The 16,949-nt window shown below is 33.4% G+C and carries 17 protein-coding genes; 12 read left to right on the forward strand and 5 right to left on the reverse strand.

Annotated features, from left to right (window positions below):
• Positions 1 to 266 precede the first annotated feature (266 nt).
• The gene (gene yccS / locus H3U97_RS09215; RefSeq protein WP_370545685.1) at positions 267 to 2,411 is read right to left on the reverse strand and encodes a YccS family putative transporter; all 2,145 of its coding nucleotides are present in this window, start codon (positions 2,409 to 2,411) and stop codon (positions 267 to 269) included.
• Between the two features lie 290 nt (positions 2,412 to 2,701).
• On the opposite strand from yccS, the gene H3U97_RS09220 reads away from it, so the two are divergent.
• Genes H3U97_RS09220 through hisM form a run of 3 tightly spaced genes read left to right on the forward strand, consistent with a single transcriptional unit; the run spans position 2,702 to position 4,912 of the window.
• Complete coding sequence (locus H3U97_RS09220) at positions 2,702 to 3,490, forward strand: lysine/arginine/ornithine ABC transporter substrate-binding protein (RefSeq protein WP_065579207.1); 789 nt, start codon at positions 2,702 to 2,704, stop codon at positions 3,488 to 3,490.
• A gap of 3 nt (positions 3,491 to 3,493) precedes the next feature.
• Positions 3,494 to 4,177 carry an ABC transporter permease gene (locus H3U97_RS09225; protein ID WP_198198772.1) on the forward strand — a complete coding sequence of 228 codons (684 nt, stop codon included), beginning with the start codon at positions 3,494 to 3,496 and terminating at the stop codon, positions 4,175 to 4,177.
• A gap of 12 nt (positions 4,178 to 4,189) precedes the next feature.
• Entirely contained in the window at positions 4,190 to 4,912 is a 723-nt protein-coding gene (gene hisM, locus H3U97_RS09230) for a histidine ABC transporter permease HisM (protein ID WP_198198773.1), read from the forward strand.
• Positions 4,913 to 4,964: 52 nt separating this feature from the next.
• Here hisM and H3U97_RS09235 read toward each other — a convergent pair whose 3' ends face one another.
• Entirely contained in the window at positions 4,965 to 5,339 is a 375-nt protein-coding gene (locus H3U97_RS09235) for a hypothetical protein (RefSeq protein WP_065579204.1), read from the reverse strand.
• Positions 5,340 to 5,389: 50 nt separating this feature from the next.
• Positions 5,390 to 6,016 (reverse strand): transcriptional repressor LexA, encoded by a 627-nt coding sequence (gene lexA / locus H3U97_RS09240; RefSeq protein ID WP_065579203.1) that lies wholly within the window; start codon positions 6,014 to 6,016, stop codon positions 5,390 to 5,392.
• Between the two features lie 327 nt (positions 6,017 to 6,343).
• On the opposite strand from lexA, the gene coaE reads away from it, so the two are divergent.
• From coaE to tsaD, 4 genes are read left to right on the forward strand one after another with little or no spacing between them, the layout of a single operon-like run.
• Positions 6,344 to 6,958, forward strand: a complete 615-nt coding sequence (gene coaE / locus H3U97_RS09245; protein ID WP_198198774.1) for a dephospho-CoA kinase — start codon at positions 6,344 to 6,346, stop codon at positions 6,956 to 6,958.
• A complete protein-coding gene (gene zapD / locus H3U97_RS09250) occupies positions 6,951 to 7,688 on the forward strand; it encodes a cell division protein ZapD (RefSeq protein ID WP_065651882.1) in 738 nt (245 codons plus the stop codon). Before coaE ends, zapD begins: the two co-directional genes overlap by 8 nt.
• Before the next feature lie 24 nt (positions 7,689 to 7,712).
• Entirely contained in the window at positions 7,713 to 7,931 is a 219-nt protein-coding gene (gene yacG / locus H3U97_RS09255; RefSeq protein ID WP_065579200.1) for a DNA gyrase inhibitor YacG, read from the forward strand.
• On the forward strand, positions 7,931 to 8,959 hold the full coding sequence (gene tsaD, locus H3U97_RS09260; protein ID WP_086320531.1) for a tRNA (adenosine(37)-N6)-threonylcarbamoyltransferase complex transferase subunit TsaD: 1,029 nt from the start codon (positions 7,931 to 7,933) through the stop codon (positions 8,957 to 8,959). The genes yacG and tsaD overlap by 1 nt, the downstream gene beginning before the upstream one ends.
• 83 nt (positions 8,960 to 9,042) lie before the next feature.
• Here the strand turns inward: tsaD and H3U97_RS09265 are convergent, their stop codons facing one another.
• A complete protein-coding gene (locus H3U97_RS09265) occupies positions 9,043 to 9,369 on the reverse strand; it encodes a DUF4282 domain-containing protein (RefSeq protein ID WP_065613220.1) in 327 nt (108 codons plus the stop codon).
• A 124-nt stretch (positions 9,370 to 9,493) separates the two neighbouring features.
• On the opposite strand from H3U97_RS09265, the gene ycaO reads away from it, so the two are divergent.
• Positions 9,494 to 11,257 carry a 30S ribosomal protein S12 methylthiotransferase accessory factor YcaO gene (gene ycaO / locus H3U97_RS09270; protein WP_198198775.1) on the forward strand — a complete coding sequence of 588 codons (1,764 nt, stop codon included), beginning with the start codon at positions 9,494 to 9,496 and terminating at the stop codon, positions 11,255 to 11,257.
• 360 nt (positions 11,258 to 11,617) lie between these two features.
• On the forward strand, positions 11,618 to 12,574 hold the full coding sequence (locus H3U97_RS09275) for a carbohydrate kinase family protein (RefSeq protein WP_198198776.1): 957 nt from the start codon (positions 11,618 to 11,620) through the stop codon (positions 12,572 to 12,574).
• A 300-nt stretch (positions 12,575 to 12,874) separates the two neighbouring features.
• Here H3U97_RS09275 and H3U97_RS09280 read toward each other — a convergent pair whose 3' ends face one another.
• Complete coding sequence (locus H3U97_RS09280; RefSeq protein WP_198198777.1) at positions 12,875 to 13,705, reverse strand: shikimate 5-dehydrogenase; 831 nt, start codon at positions 13,703 to 13,705, stop codon at positions 12,875 to 12,877.
• A gap of 72 nt (positions 13,706 to 13,777) precedes the next feature.
• Here H3U97_RS09280 and H3U97_RS09285 point away from each other — a divergent pair, with 72 nt between their 5' ends.
• The 3 genes from H3U97_RS09285 to feoB all read left to right on the forward strand — a co-directional run bounded on the left by H3U97_RS09285 (position 13,778) and on the right by feoB (position 16,919).
• Positions 13,778 to 14,119 carry a nitrous oxide-stimulated promoter family protein gene (locus H3U97_RS09285; RefSeq protein WP_065651887.1) on the forward strand — a complete coding sequence of 114 codons (342 nt, stop codon included), beginning with the start codon at positions 13,778 to 13,780 and terminating at the stop codon, positions 14,117 to 14,119.
• Positions 14,120 to 14,355: 236 nt separating this feature from the next.
• Entirely contained in the window at positions 14,356 to 14,595 is a 240-nt protein-coding gene (locus H3U97_RS09290) for a FeoA family protein (protein WP_198195419.1), read from the forward strand.
• A complete protein-coding gene (gene feoB, locus H3U97_RS09295; RefSeq protein ID WP_198198778.1) occupies positions 14,592 to 16,919 on the forward strand; it encodes a Fe(2+) transporter permease subunit FeoB in 2,328 nt (775 codons plus the stop codon). Before H3U97_RS09290 ends, feoB begins: the two co-directional genes overlap by 4 nt.
• Positions 16,920 to 16,949 lie beyond the last annotated feature (30 nt).

Here is a 16,949-nt window from a genome sequence, read left to right on the forward strand (position 1 = left end):
TTATCAACAAGTAAAAACGCGTAATGAATTTGGTTTAGAGTAAAAGTTACCGCCAGCAACATGGGTAAAAGTTAATAATAAGTCTCAATAACGTTGAGACTTATAAAGGTAACTATTTAAAATCATTTAAAAATAATTTAATGATGGTATAGACTCCTCAATATTTTTTACAAGTTGTCGGATTTAATAGTTATATTGAAGAAATTGCATTAATATAAGGTTGTTTATTTCATTGCAAAAGATAATAACTGTTTAAAACAATCCTATTAGGCAGTCTTATTATTCAATTCACAAATAAGAGAAATTATTTCTGGCAAAATATCTAAGATTAAGGCTAATTGCTGCATAACCAGCAGATCATTATTGCTTTGGTCATCGTTAATTGATAGTGATTCAATATAATCAGCAACCACTTTTTTCAATGGTTGATATTCAGAATCGATTTTTTGGTCACTTAGCATAGTAATTATATAAACCGATACATCATCAAAAATTTCCAAAGTATGCGCTGAAATACTTTTATCGCGATGTGCTCCCAAAGTGGATAGATAACTAATTAAGGTGTGATTAAGGGTCAATAATCTAAAACCTTGGTCAATCACATCTTGTTTAACGTGTGGCTCTTTAGTCATTAAGCTGATTAAGGAGGATAAATCTGCATTACTATCATGAGCTGCGCGTCGTGCGACACGGTATTTGGGATCATTAGTTTTACCTGAGACATACTGACTACCTATTACTGCTAAATAGTGGCTATCTTCGTGACAGACTCGATCTAGTAATTTAAGTAAATTCCTAAACTTCCAATCTGGCCAGATAAAACTTACCGCAAACCAAGCAATAAAACAGCCAATTAAGGTAGCTATAATGCGTGAAATAGCAACAGAGATACTGCTTTCACCGATTAAGCTAAAACTGAAAAATACTAATAAGGTAATAAAGGCAGTGGCATAAGCATATTGTGAGTTTTTGAATAGGAAAAATAACCAACCAGTTATAATGATCAATACTAGTTGCGCTTCGATACTTGGAAACAAGTAAGTTAAAGGAATACCGGCAATTATCCCTAAAATAGTACCAAAAACGCGCAATTTTAAGCGATATTTTGTAGTTGAATAGTTTGGTTGGCAAACAAATAAGCTGGTTAAAATAATCCAATAACCATGTGAAAGGTTAGAAAAATATATCACCATATACCCAACAAACAAAACAATACTCATACGAATAGCATGGCGAAATAGTGGCGATTTGATGGTTAAGTTTTGCTTAATTTTGGTAAAAATATCATGAAAACGGGTAAGTTCTTCATCAATTAACTGGTTATCTTCTTGGCTTTTCGATAAATGTTGCTCTGTATCGATGTGGGCTAATAATAAATCAATAGCGAGCAAATTTTCATATAAATTTTGTAACGATTTAATGAGTAATAAATTAGCGTTAGTTTGTTGTTGATATTCACCTATTGCTTCTTCAAGATAGGTAAAGTAGCGAGCAAATAATGGATCATGTTGGTACGTTTGATTTAACTTAATTGACAGAGCCAATTTAGCACAGGCTTTAGCTTGTAAATTTAAGATTCTGGCAAAGCGAAATAAAAGATCACTATGTTTAAAATGTTGGCTTAACGCTTTATAATCGCCATGTGATGAACTGGCTCGTTCATGAATATCTTGAGCGACAAAATAGTAACTAAGCATCTTTCTAATATAGCCTTGTCCACGAAAACCTTTTAGTCGATTAAATAATGATCGTTTCGCATCATTAAATACATTAATAACCTGAGTATTACAGGTCGTTAGCTCAAGAGTTTGTCGCTTAAAACCATCGGTTTCATCAGGATCGAACATTGCGGCTTTTGCATCAAGATAAAAACTTAATTTCAGAAAACAATGAGCTAAAGTTTGTTGTGTAGTGCGAATAGGTTGCACAATTGATTCAATTAGTGAAACAAGGTTATACCAAAGTGCTCCTAATAATAAATAACAAGGTAGAGTGTAATTATCAGCAAATAAATTATGCCCGAGCATGGTATAAGCTGCAATTAGTAATGAGCCAAAGGCAATAACACCATACCGTTGACCTAACGAACCAAGCATAATAAATAGAAACGTTGAGCTAACTAAGCCAATAATAAACAATAATGGAGCATGGAACAGAAATTCGACCGAAAATGTCGCAATTGCAAAACAAATTAGTGTTAATAGTATATTAATACAACGACTTAATAAGCGAGTATCTATCTCAGTCAAACCTGCTGCGACTACGCCCAATGTGAGAGGGATCACTAATGGTACAGAATCAAAGTACCATGGTACTAGAGTAGATCCAGTCAAACTAACCAGCATACGAATACTAAACAGTAAATTACTGCTATAAAAAACTTTGCGTAAGGATAGGATAAATGAATGCACGTTGTTTAGTGTTTGAGTTGAGTTGTCATAATAATAGTAAGGATACTATATTGTTATCTTTAGCGAAAGCAAATAAGCATAATGATGATGCTAATTTAAATTAGTGGTTTACTGTTTTAGCTATCTATCTTATTTAAAATAGAAGTAATTTTATATTATCTGTTAATTTAAGTGGCTGTAATTATAATCACGGCATAAGCAAATCAGATAGGCTAATAATTTTTTTTTATTATAAATAAATTTAAGAAAACGTTATATTATGCCTTTAAAAATCATTACAGGATGAAAACATGAAGAACTTATTTAAAGTGGTATCGGCGTTAGCATTGTTAAGTTGTGCTTGTCTAAGTGATGCTAAATTACCAGAATCAATCAAAATTGGTTCGGATACATCTTATGCTCCATTTGATTTTATAGATAAAAATGGTGAAATTACTGGTTTTAATATTGAAATTACCAAAGCACTTTGCGAAAAAGCTAATATTAAATGTGAATTTCAATCGACTGATTTTGATGCCTTAATTCCATCTTTATTGTCGCGTAAAATTGATATGATTTCATCGTCATTAATGATGACTGAGAAACGTAAAAAACAGATTGCTTTTTCAGATGAAATTTTTCTTACTAATTCGCGATTAATTACTAAACAAGGTGCTGATTTATTACCGACAGTTGAATCTTTAAAAGGTAAAAGAGTAGGGGTAGAACAAGGTACTTCGCAGGAACATTTTGTTAATGATAAATGGCGTCCCAATGGAGTAATCATTGTACCATATCAAAATCAATTGCAGGTGTTTTCAGATTTAGTTGCTGGTCGTTTAGATGCGGCATTACAAGATGAAGTGACGGGAAGTTATGCGTTTTTAAAACAACCACAAGGTAAAGATTTTGCTTTTGCCGGGGAAGTTCTAAACGATAAAGGCTATTTTGATGTTGGTGTCGGTTTAGGATTCCGTAAAAAAGATGATGAACTGCGTGAAGCTTTCAATAAAGCACTAGTTGAAATTTTAAATGACGGTACCTATCAAAAAATAAATGACAAATATTTTGACTTTAACGTTTATAGTAATAAAAAATAGTTCATGCAAGGTTATCGTTCTCTAATATTACAAGGTGCCTTGATCACTATTGAATTAGCGATTTTTTCGCTAATTCTTGCCATTATTATTGGCATTATTTGTGCACTCGGTAAATTATCAAAAAGGTCAGTATTACGACTAGCTTGTCAGGCTTATACATCATTGATTCGCGGTGTGCCTGATTTGGTTTTAATGATGTTGATCTTCTTTGGTCTTCAATTTTTATTAAATAACATTACCGATTTTTTTGATGTAGATATGCTGGAAATTGATCCATTTGTGGCAGGCATTATTACGTTAGGTTTTATTTATGGTGCCTATTTTACTGAGACATTTCGCGGTGCATTCCAAGCTGTTCCCAAAACATTAATTGAAGCTGCAACTGCATTAGGTATGAATAAATGCCACACCTTTATATATGTCAGGTTCCCATTAATGATGCGTTTTGCTTTACCTGGCATTGCTAATAATTGGTTAGTGATTTTAAAAGCCACAGCATTAGTATCGTTATTGGGATTGTTTGACCTTGTGAAAGCCACTAAAACAGCTGGTGAAGCAACATATCAACCGCTATTTTTTGCACTCATAGCTGGCTCTTTTTATCTATTTTTCACCTCTATTTCAAATATTATTCTATGGTGGCTTGAAAAGCATTATTCCACCGGTATCACTAAAGCTAAATTATAAACGAGCAATGTTATGTTAGAAATCCTTCAAGATTATTGGAAAGCATTATTATGGTCAGATGGCTATCATATTACTGGATTAGCAATGACCTTGTGGATCTTGATTTTATCTGTATCTTTAGGTGGATTATTTGCATTAGTGTTAGCGGTTGGCCGTAATTCAAAACATTTTTTTATAAAATGGCCTATTTGGCTATTTACTTATGTTTTTCGTGGTACGCCATTGTATGTACAGTTATTAATTATCTACACGGGTATATATACATTAAGTTTTGTTAATCAACATCAATCTTTAAATGATTTTTTTCAAAGTGGGTTAAATTGTACTATTTTAGCTTTTGCTTTAAATACTTGTGCTTATACTACAGAAGTTTTTGCGGGTGCTATTCGCAACGTTCCTAATGGTGAAATTGAAGCAGCTACGGCACTTGGTTTTAATCGTTGCCAATTATATCGATACATTATTTTACCTAGAGCCTTTCGAATTGCATTACCTGCTTATAGTAATGAAGTCATTTTTATGTTGCATTCGACAGCTTTAGCTTTTACTGTGACGGTCCAAGATGTGATGAAAATTACGCGTGATATCTATGCTGAAACTTATCAACCTTTTCATGCTTTTGGTCTTGCGGCGGTGATCTATTTATGTGTGAGTTTTGTTTTAATTTTTGGTTTTAGACAACTTGAAAAACATTACTTGTTTTATATACATGTTGGTGGTTCAAAGACTTGTTAAAATAGTAACAGGCAATATTCAATATTGCCTGAAGATATATGAATAAAATTAATTAATTAATTAAATTATCAGCAGGAATTCCATTATCATTGCTGTCATGATCTTTTGAACCTGGTAATGCACGAGTACGATCAATAGGTAAATAACTGCCATTTGTTGTTTCGATTTGACATTCACTCCAAAAGATTGAGTATTTGGTATTTGCATGCATACTTTCGCCACGGAAATAACAACGTGCTGCATTATATAAATCGCCTCGGCAAAGTATAGCAATTAACAACCAAACGCCCACAACCGCCCATGCTACCCATTTCAAATTACGCCATAAGAAAGACCAAAAACCTTTTTTACTGAAATGGCAATAAGCAAAAATTAATAGTATTACGCCAACAAATCCCAATGATTCGTACAACCAAAATAGCCACATATGGTTAACTCCTAAGCAACAGTACTTAGTATTTTATACTATCTTTGAATTTACATCCATGAACCATTACGAATAATACCAACAGCAATTCCTTCAATAGCAAAACTTTGTTGTTCTAAGTCGACATCAATTGGAGAAAACTCAGGATTTTCAGCTAATAATTTTACGTGACGACCTTTTTGCGATAATCTTTTAACTGTTACTTCGTCATCGATTCGCGCAACAACAACTTGACCATTTTTAACATTTTGAGTTTTATGAACAGCAAGCAAATCACCATCTAAAATACCAATATCTTTCATTGACATCCCTTCAACTCTTAATAAAAAATCGGCTTGAGGTTTAAATAAACTTGGTGATACTTGATAATGACTTTCGATATGTTCTTGCGCTAGAATTGGTGATCCAGCTGCGACCTTACCAATGAGTGGTAGACCTTCAAGTTCATTAGTGTCATCAGGTTGTTCTAATAATAAACGAATTCCACGTGATGAACCGGCAATCATTTCAATAGCACCTTTTTTAGCTAAGGCTTTAAGATGTTCTTCTGCTGCGTTAGCTGAACGAAAGCCTAATTTTTGGGCAATTTCTGCTCGCGTTGGTGGCATCCCGGTGGTTTGAATATTTTCTTTAATTAAATCATAAATTTGTTGTTGGCGTTCGGTTAATGGTCTCATGGCGAATTCCTGTTTTTATATACAGATATATGTGATTATATACAGCTAAAAAAACAAAACAACTGTTTTATCTATTTTTTTTATGAATAATGGATAAAAATGGTAAATAAAGTTAGATTTTCGATCTAAATCACATAATAGTATTGAAAATTTTCATAAAACTATTTAAAAAAACAATTTTATGCTACAAACAATCTATCTGGCTAACTAACAAAGTAATACTTAGCGTAAATTTAATGGCTAGTTTAGTAATTTATTGGCATGTATTCTGTTTAATAGTTGTATGATATAATTATTTTCGAAATGATTATTTATTGGAACTAATGTATGTCTTATATTGTTGCACTTAGTGGTGGCATTGCCAGTGGTAAAAGTACCATTGCTGATCTATTTGCGCAATTAGGTGTACCAATTATTGATGCTGATGTAATTGCTCGGCAAGTTGTTGCTGTAGGATCATCTGCATTGACGCAAATTGTAAAACATTTTAGTCAAGAGATCTTGTTAGAAAATGGTGAGTTAGATCGAAGTCAATTAAGAGAAATTATTTTTAATAATGAACATGAACGGTTATGGTTAAACAACTTATTGCACCCGATTATTGCACAAGAAACTCAACAACAGATTGCAAAACAAACAGCTCCTTATATAATTTGGGTGGTACCATTATTAATTGAAAATAATCTACACCAACTAGCTGATCGGGTGTTAATAATTGATACTCCAGAGGCGTTACAACTAGAGCGCTTAATTGATCGTGATAAAATAAGTGAGTCCTTAGCCAAGAGAATGATTGATTCACAAGTTTCATTAAGCGATCGTTTGGCATTTGCAGATGATATTATTATTAATGACGGTAATTTGGTGTCATTAACAATGCAAATATATGATTTAAATAAAAAATATTTGCATAACTCTAAAGTTAAGAATAGCTATGAATAACATTGTTTTTGAACATCCATTAAATGAAAAAATGCGTACTTGGTTACGGCTTGAATTTTTACTTAATCAATTAAATACACACCATCATTTCGAGAAAAATAATGCTTTATTGTTTTTTCATGCTTTATCTGAATTACTCGAAATTATTGAACGAAATGATGTCAAAGGGGATTTGATTAAAGAGATTGAAGCTCAAAAGCAAAAATTACTTTCTTGGATTGATATTGACGGTGTTGATAAAGAATTGCTTGGCGAAATGATTAACAAGTATGAACTGTTTTTAACTAAATTTAACTCAAGTTTACGTTTGGGACAACCGTTAAAAGATGATCGATTTATCATGGCAATTCGTCAGCGTTTGATGATTCCAGGTGGATGTTGTAGTTTTGATTTACCATCCTTCCATTTGTGGTTAAATCAACCGCAAGAAAAACGTAATATGCAAGTTGATAAATGGCTGCAGCATATTGCAATACTTGATGAAACGTTAAAAGCATGTTTACAATTTATTAGGCAACTAGGTGAATTTAAAACTTTTACTTGTACTAATAATTTTTTTCAAGAGACTAATGGTGATGTGAATTTGATTCGAATTCGTGTTGCTTTCGAGAAAAATGTTTACCCTCAAGTTTCCGGTCACATGTCTCGTTATAGTATTCGTTTTTTACCCCTTTATGCTGGCGATAATAGTAATATTGATGCAATTGAATTTGAACTTGCATGTTGTTAGCCCTATTACTTTAAGAGTGTTTAAATGAATAAAAATACTGTTACTATTGTAAAGTGTCCTACCTGTCAAAAAGATGTTGAATGGTCTGAAAAAAGTTTATACCGACCTTTTTGTAGTAAACGTTGTCAATTAATTGACTTAGGTGATTGGGCAACTGAAGAACATCGCATTGCTGATAAAGAACTAAGTGAACAAGATCTTTGGAGTGAAGATGATCTTTCCAATTTAGTGAGTAAACATTAATGAAGATTTTAGGTATTGAAACATCGTGTGATGAAACAGGTATTGCCATTTATGATGACAAGCAAGGACTTATCGCTAATCAACTCTATTCACAAATAAAATTACATGCCGATTATGGTGGCGTTGTGCCAGAATTGGCCTCTCGTGATCATATTCGTAAAACAGTGCCATTGATACAAGCTGCACTAAAAGAGGCTAATTTGTGTGCAACTGATATTGATGGTGTGGCTTATACCGCAGGCCCAGGTTTGATTGGGGCTTTAATGGTTGGCGCCTCTATTGGACGCTCACTTGCATATGCATGGGACGTACCAGCCGTTGCGGTTCATCATATGGAAGGTCACTTGTTAGCCCCTATGCTAGAAGATAATCCACCTGAGTTTCCATTTGTGGCTTTGTTAGTATCAGGAGGACATACTCAGTTAATTAAAGTAACTGGTGTTGGTAAATATCAATTACTGGGTGAATCAATTGATGATGCAGCAGGGGAAGCATTTGATAAAACAGCTAAATTGTTAGGACTTGACTATCCTGGTGGTGCGAAATTATCGAAATTAGCTGAACTTGGTGATGCCACACGGTTTCGTTTTCCTCGCCCTATGACTGATAGACCTGGTTTAGATTTTAGCTTTTCAGGGCTTAAAACTGCTGCAGCAAATACTATTTATCAACAGAGCCAAGCTCAGGATCTTGACGAACAAACCAGAGCAGATATAGCTAAGGCCTTTGAGGATGCTTTAGTTGATACTTTATTAATAAAGTCACGTCGAGCTTTAGATCAAACTGGTTTTAATCGATTGGTTATTGCCGGAGGAGTGAGTGCCAATAAAACTTTACGTCGCCAACTTGCTGCACTTATGGCCCAACGCAAAGGGCAAGTTTATTATCCTCGATTAGAATTTTGTACTGATAATGGTGCGATGATAGCCTATGCAGGTATGATTCATCTTAAAGCCTCACAATTTGCCGATCTAGCTATTGAGGTTAAACCAAGATGGCCATTAAGTGAATTAAACGCGAAAGAATAATGTCCTATTTAATTATTTATCAATGGAGCATTACCAGATTTTTATAGTGGGGTAAATTCCCCACTTTTTTCTTAATATAAGACTTATTGATTATCGTCAGTTGATTTATTTAAAGCTAGTTTTTCGATATTTCGGTTAATGTTGAATAGAACACAAATTATTTCGTATCCGATGCGGGTAAATAAAGCACCACCAACGATGGTTATAATGCCGGTTATTATACCTAGTAGTGCTGAGCCAAAACTATAACGAATAATTAGAAAACTTGAGAAGATGATAACTAGACCTGAAAATGCGATAAGAATTAAACTTATCCAATAAATTACAGTAATAATTTTAGGCGTGAACATTTTGTCAAAAAAGAAAAAGTCTTTAAAAGAAAGTCCACTGGTATCTATTATTTTTTTCATTTTATTTCCTTAATTAAGTTTTATTTATTTTATTGCTTTGACTTTGGTCAAAAAAACGATACATTTAATACCAAATAAATCAATAAAGCAACGTTATTTTTAAAAAGGTTTTTAAAATTTTAATATGAAAACATTTATTCCGGGTAAAGATGCAGCACTTGAAGATTCCATTAACTATTTTCAACAACAATTAGATAAATATGATTTAGCTGTTAATGAAGCCTCTTGGCTTAACCCCGTGCCCAATGTTTGGTCGGTACATATTCAAAATATAAAATGTCCTTTATGTTTTGCTAATGGCAAAGGCTCGAGTAAAAAAGCGGCGCTAGCTTCTGCTTTAGGTGAATATTTTGAGAGACTTTCAACTAACTACTTTTTTTCTGATTTTTATTTAGGTGATAAAGTCGCTAATGGTGAATTTGTTCATTATCCATCGGAAAAATGGTTTGCAATTCCTGATGATAATAGTTTACCCAAAGGTTTATTATCGCAAAAGTTACTTAATTTTTATGATCCTGAACACGAATTAACGGCAACAGATCTAATTGATTTACAGTCTAGTAATAGTGAAAGGGGTATTTGTGCTCTGCCATTTGTACAACAATCAGATGGCAAAACCATTTATGTACCAGTGAACTTAATTGCTAACTTATATGCATCAAATGGAATGTCAGCAGGCAACACACAAAATGAAGCGCGAGTACAAGCTTTATCCGAAATATTTGAACGTTATACCAAAAATAAAATTATTGCTGAAGCAATTAGTCTGCCAACTATTCCCGAAACAGTAATTAATCGTTATCCTGCTGTATTAGCAGCAATCGAAACGCTTGAAAAGGAAGGTTTCCCTATTTATTGTTTTGATGCATCATTAGCTGGCGAATTTCCAGTGATTTGTGTTGTGCTATTTAATCCTCAAAATGGTACATGTTATGCTTCATTCGGTGCTCATCCTAATTTTGGTGTAGCGCTTGAACGAACAGTGACTGAATTACTACAAGGTCGAAGTCTTAAAGATCTTGATGTGTTTTCACCGCCAAGTTTTGATAATGATGATGTAGCAGATCTTAGTAATTTAGAAACGCATTTTATTGATTCAAGTGGCTTAATTTCTTGGGATCTTTTTAATCAAAAATCGGATTATGAGTTTGTTGATTGGGATTTTTCTGGTACAACCGAGCAGGAATTTGCCAACTTGATGGCGATTTTTGAGCGTCATCAAATAGAAGTGTTAATAATGGATTATCAGCATCTTGGGGTTTATGCTTGTCGAATTTTAGCCGTTGGCATGTCAGAAATCTATCCACCAGAGGATCTGTTAATTGCTAATAACAATATGGTGATTCATCTTCGTGATTTGATTTTGTCTCTTCCACATCAAAAACGATCTGGCAAGCAACTACTCGACATTATTGAACTGTTTGATGAAGAAGGTATAGATGATTTTGCTCGAGTTCGTGAATTACTTGGTATTGCAACAGGTAAAGATAATGCATGGCTAACATTGAGAATTGGCGAATTAAAAGCTATGCTAGCGTTAGCAGCACAGGATTTACCGCAAGCTAAATTATGGATAGATTGGACGATTGAAATGAATGAGTCTATCTTTAGTGTAGAACGCAATCACGCCTATCGTTGTTTGCAAACTTTAGTTAATTTCATTATTGAGCGTGGCGCAAACCAATTTGATGATTATCAACCTGCTTTTAATAAAATGTATGGTAGTTCCTGTGTAGCTGAAATGTGGCTTTATGCAACAGCAAAAAAACAATTTTTTGGACTAACGGATTTAGATCACTCTATTTCAGATAGTGATAGTTTAATGGATCTATTTACCATGCACAAAAAGCTTTTAGAGGTATATCACAAATTACATCAAATTATGTAACAAAAATTTTTATTAATCATCAGAAAAAACTAACTATTAATAGTTATTACTGATGGTTGCAATAGTTTTTATAAAATAAATTTTAATTAATACTTATCAAATGGGGCTAAATAGAATATTATATTATCGATTCTTAATTAGATCTGTTATTTGATTAAGTTATCAAAAGTTAGATTTACATATCCAAAAGATTTTTGTTGGCATTGTTGTATTATATGAAAGCAGTAAGATTACTTCCCTTATTGCTTTTTTCTCTCTTAATTAGTGGTAATCAATAGCACAATTACGTTCAAAATCGTTTAGTTAAATTATTTTCAATATTTGTTTTTTTTAAATTACATAATTTATTAAGGATAAATGATGACAATACTTACCGTTGGTTTTGCTTGTTTAGATCTATTGTGTTTTACCTCATCTGGTTTGGAACTGAATGGTTCAATTACTTCCGATAATGTTATTTATTCTGGCGGAGGATCATGTGCTAATACAGCATATTTATTAGCACTATGGGGTGAAGATATATATCATATTGGCCATCTCAACAATGATAATCATGGTAATCAAATTGAGACAGAGCTTGCTAATATTGGCGTTAATACGCGGCAATTTATCTTTTCAGAGAAAATGGTCACACCATTAGAAGCTATCACTGTTGATGAGCAAAATAATAGCTATACAATTATATCACATCGCTTGCTACAGCCACCTAAATTGACAATAGCAGAAAAAAATAAATTAGCTCACTTTGTACAAACTGTAAGCGAAAACAAAAATGATATAGTTATGTTAGCTGATGGCTATGAAGCAGAATTGAGTGAGTACCTAATTGAGCATTTACCCAAAGTCAAAATGATTATGAATGTAGATAACCTGTCGGCTAATAGTTTGTACTTAGCTCAACAAGCTGATTATCTAATTGTAACAGAACAATTTGCTAGTGCTTTTGTCAAATTAAAAGCTTTCCATGGTAGTGATGAGATTAAAAGTGCATTGAAAAAATTACGCAATTTAACTAACGGTAAAATTATTATTCGTATGAATAAAAAAGATTGCGTATATCTTGATCATCAACAAGTAGTGACAATTTCTGGCTTTAACAAACAAGCTGTTGATGACATTACTGAAAATGATATTTTTCAGGGGGCTTTTGCTTACGGTATTAGTTATGGTTGGCCATTAGAGAAAACGATTTTGTTTGCCAATCTAGCCATAGTAGCAGCCAACAAACAGAAAAGAGGGCGTAGTGCAATGCCTAACTTGGTTGATATTAATCAAGCAGGTAAAGATCTTATTAAGGATTTTAAATACTTTTTTTGATCTATTACTAAAATGATTGATCATCAAAATTGTTTTATTTGAGTGATTTCTTGAATCTCTAAAAATTACTTTTCTAAATATTTTTAAGTATCACAAATTTTCTGCTTTCTAATAGGATTTTATAATCAATTATGCTCATTCAATTACTTTTATAAGCTTTAAGCAAAGCGTTTTCTTATAAGACCATTTTATTAATCACTGTTATTGTTTTGATATATTTTTTAAAACAAACTACAATTTTGTTAAACGTCCATGTTTAACATGTTAACCTGTCTTTATTATTATTTTTTTGTAATGTTCTTAACCTTGTCTGGCGAATTCACCTGCTTGCTGGATCAACGCTTCACTAGGGGTAACACCGGTATATAAAATAAATTGCTCAACCGCTTGTAATACGGCGACATCAGCTCCTGAAATAATCGTTTTATTTAATTTTTTGGCAAATTTTATAAGTGGTGTCTCAACGGGTAGGGCGACAACATCAAATATAATATCTGCTTGGTTAATCATTGCTTCACTAAACGATAATTGGTCTGCCTCAATGCCACCTTGCATGCCAATTGGCGTAACATTGATAATTAATTTAGCTTGTTCTGGTGTAATGGTAGATTCATCTTTTTGCCATTGGTAATGATAACGCTTAGCTAAAGCTTCCCCTTTTTGCTGATTTCTGGCACAAACTATGCCATGTTTAAAACCGGCATCGTAAAATGCCCCAATTACAGCATTAGCCATACCACCACTACCTTTTAAAACAAATGGTGTGTTATTACTGATATTATTAGCCTTAATTAGTTTTTCCACAGCTATATAATCAGTGTTGTAGGCCTTCAAATAGTGATCGGTATTAACAATAGTGTTAACCGCTTGAATTGATTGTACCGAAACATCTAATTCATCAATAAATTCGATACATGCTTGTTTATAAGGCATTGAGATAGCACAACCACGAATTGATAATGCTTTAATTCCATAAATAGCATCTTTTAAGTTATTGGTTGTAAAAGCTTTATATAGATAATTTAAATCTAATTTTTCATATAAAAAATTGTGAAAACGAGTACCAAAATTACTTGGTCTTGCTGAAAGTGACATACAAACAATAGTATCTTTGTTGATAATTCTTGCCATTAACCAAAATCCTTGTGATCATATTAACTAATTCTTTATTCTATCATCTTTTTAACTAACGTATATTTGATTATGGTTGCAAACAATACTGGCCCGAAAATTACTCAAGAAAAAGCCACGGTGAGGGTGATGATAGCCCTTTATTGCCGCCAGAAACACCATACCCCGAAAAATCAGCTTTGTGACGAGTGTAATGATCTGTTGCAATATGCCATGCAACGTTTAACTATGTGTCGATTTGGCGAACAGAAAACCACCTGTGAACTCTGTCCAAAACATTGCTATCGCAAAGATTACAAACTAAAAATCAAAGAAGTTATGCGCTATGCCGGCCCAAGAATGATGATCCATCATCCAATTATGGCGGTTAAGCATTTGTATAAAAATTTGAAAACTATTTTGAAGGTATTTTAACGAAAGCATTTTTTTGACAATTAAAAAAGTTGAGGAGAGGGGTTTTTGGCTTATTTTTATCACTTATTTTTTTGATTTCATCAATGTTGTATTCGTTTTTTTCTATCAGTGCAATGATTTTCACTTATTTTAGATGTTTTTTGCAATTTGCTCGCAGTTTAATGCTAAAAATGCGAATGATTATCTTTTAAAATATTGTCATTTTTTAAATACAACCTTATTTGATAGGAAGTATGATGTCTGCATTTACGCTTGATCGCCTTTCTCAAGGACGTGGAGCTGTTATTAAACGTCTGTTACCTGACTCTTTACCTTTTCGTCAAAAGCTTTTAGCTATGGGAATGACGCCCGGATGTAAGTTGACTGTGATGCAAATCGCTCCATTAGGTGATCCAATTGAAATTAATTTGCGTGGTTTTCTACTGTGTTTACGCCGTCGTGAAGCAGCGGCAATTGAAGTTGAGGTAGTCGCATGAAAATTGCATTAGTTGGTAATCCTAATTGTGGCAAAACTACATTATTTAATTTGTTAACTGGTTCAAAACAGCGTGTAGGTAATTGGCCAGGGGTAACCGTTGAGCACAAATCTGGTTCGTTTGCTTACCAAAATAAGCACTATGATATTGTTGATTTACCGGGAACTTACTCTGTTGAGCCAGATCCAATCGGTATTGCTCAAGATGAATTTATTACTCGGCAGTTTCTATTAACTGATAACAATAGCTTGATAGTTAATGTTATTGATGCAACAAATTTACAACGCAGTTTATATTTAACATTTCAGTTAATTGATATGCAAGTACCTATGATAATTGTGCTTAATATGGTTGATGCACTTAAAGCTATGGGAGAAAGATTAAATATCGATAAATTAACCAAAGCTTTAGGTTGTCCGGTTATTGCGATTTCGTCTACGCGAAAAACTGGATTATCAAAATTTTATCAGCAAATTGAAGTTAGCTCATCGAATTTAAAGACTGCGATGCCAACCATTGATACGTTAAGTAGTGATGCACAAGCTGTATTTAATCGATATTTAGCTGAATTGCCTGCAACCAGTCGGATACAACAATTTAATCGTTGGCAGTTAATTGAAGCCTTGCTTAATGGGGCAAATCAATCTTTGGATTTTTTAGAAAACGAAAAGTTAGCTGCTTGTCGTTGTTTATTGTCTATCAATTTCGATAATCAGATTGACGTAGCACTTGCAAGTGCACGTTATGATACGATTGATACGCTTTGCAAGATGGTGATTGATAAGCCTAGAGAAGCCAATATTAATCTTGCTGAAAAATTGGATAAATTAGCTTTAGGGCGTTTTACTGGTATTCCATTTTTTTTACTCGCAATGTATAGCATGTTTTTTATTGCGATTAATTTTGGTTCAGTTTTTGTTGATTTTTTTGAAGGAGTATTTAGTACCATTTTTGTTAATGGCTTTGCTTATCTCTTAAATATGCTACATACACCAACTTGGTTAACAGTTATTTTAGCTGATGGGGTCGGCAATGGCATTACCACGGTATCGACCTTTATACCGGTTATTGCGGCGATGTTTTTTGTGCTATCTTTTTTGGAAGATTCAGGTTATTTAGCGCGAGCCGCAATGATTGTTGATCGTTTTATGCGATGCATTGGTTTACCCGGTAAAGCGTTTGTCCCCATGCTAATGGGGTTTGGTTGTGGCGTACCCGCAATTATGGCAACAAGGACACTTGATAGCCCTCGTGATCGTATTTTATCAATTTGTTTAATTCCGTTTATGTCTTGCAGTGCTCGATTACCCATTTACGCTTTGTTTGCTGTGATATTTTTTCCTAATCATGCATCGATTATTGTGTTTATGCTGTATTTGCTGGGTATTTTAGTAGCTATGCTAACGGGATTTATATTAAAAAATACTCTGTTACAAGGTGAATTAACGCCATTTATTATGGAAATGCCTGTTTATCGTATTCCGACATTACGGAGTATGTTGAGAATAACTTTTCAACGTTTGAAAAGCTTTGTTTTACGAGCAGGAAAAGCCATTGTCGTTATGGTAACCGTACTTAGCTTCTTTAATTCCTTAGGAACTGATGGTTCATTTGGGAATGAAAATTCAAATCACTCTGTGTTATCAGTTATGGGGCAAAAAGTTACTCCTGTATTTACACCAATGGGAATTGATAAGCAAAATTGGCCTGCAACAGTAGGTATTTTTACCGGAATCTTTGCTAAAGAGTCAGTTGTGGCAACTTTAAATTCACTTTATTCAATGGATCATCAAACTGAACAACCAGAACCTTTTTCTTTTTATGATGGCATCAAGTCAGCGTTAGAAACCATTCCAGATCGTTTTATTGATTTAACTAACTCAATCGCTGATCCGCTAGGTCTATCTAGTATTAATCAAGATGAAAACAGTTTACAAAATGAATTGTCTGTCGACTCGACTACGGTATCGAAAATAAGTAGTTCATTTGTTACATCATCTTCAGCTATTGCTTATCTTATTTTTGTGTTGCTTTATACACCTTGTGCGGCAGCATTAGGCACAATCTATCGTGAAACAGGGCTAAGGTGGATGATATTTGTCGCTATTTGGACATTTGTTATAGGTTGGTTGTCAGCAACAATTTATTACCAATTTAGTTTATTAGGCCAATCTTCATGTGCGCCTTATTGGTTGATAGCTATTGGAGGATTTATTACTTTCTTTTTTATCGTTATGCGTAAAATGGGGCGTTTACCTTGCTTTAATCAATATTACTTACCAAAACCACGATCTCACAACAATCAATCAGCTTGTTGTGAATAAAAATTATTGGTTAATGATAAATTTAAATAT

This window comes from Gilliamella sp. W8128 (genome assembly GCF_016100545.1).
Classification (GTDB): domain Bacteria; phylum Pseudomonadota; class Gammaproteobacteria; order Enterobacterales; family Orbaceae; genus Gilliamella; species Gilliamella apis.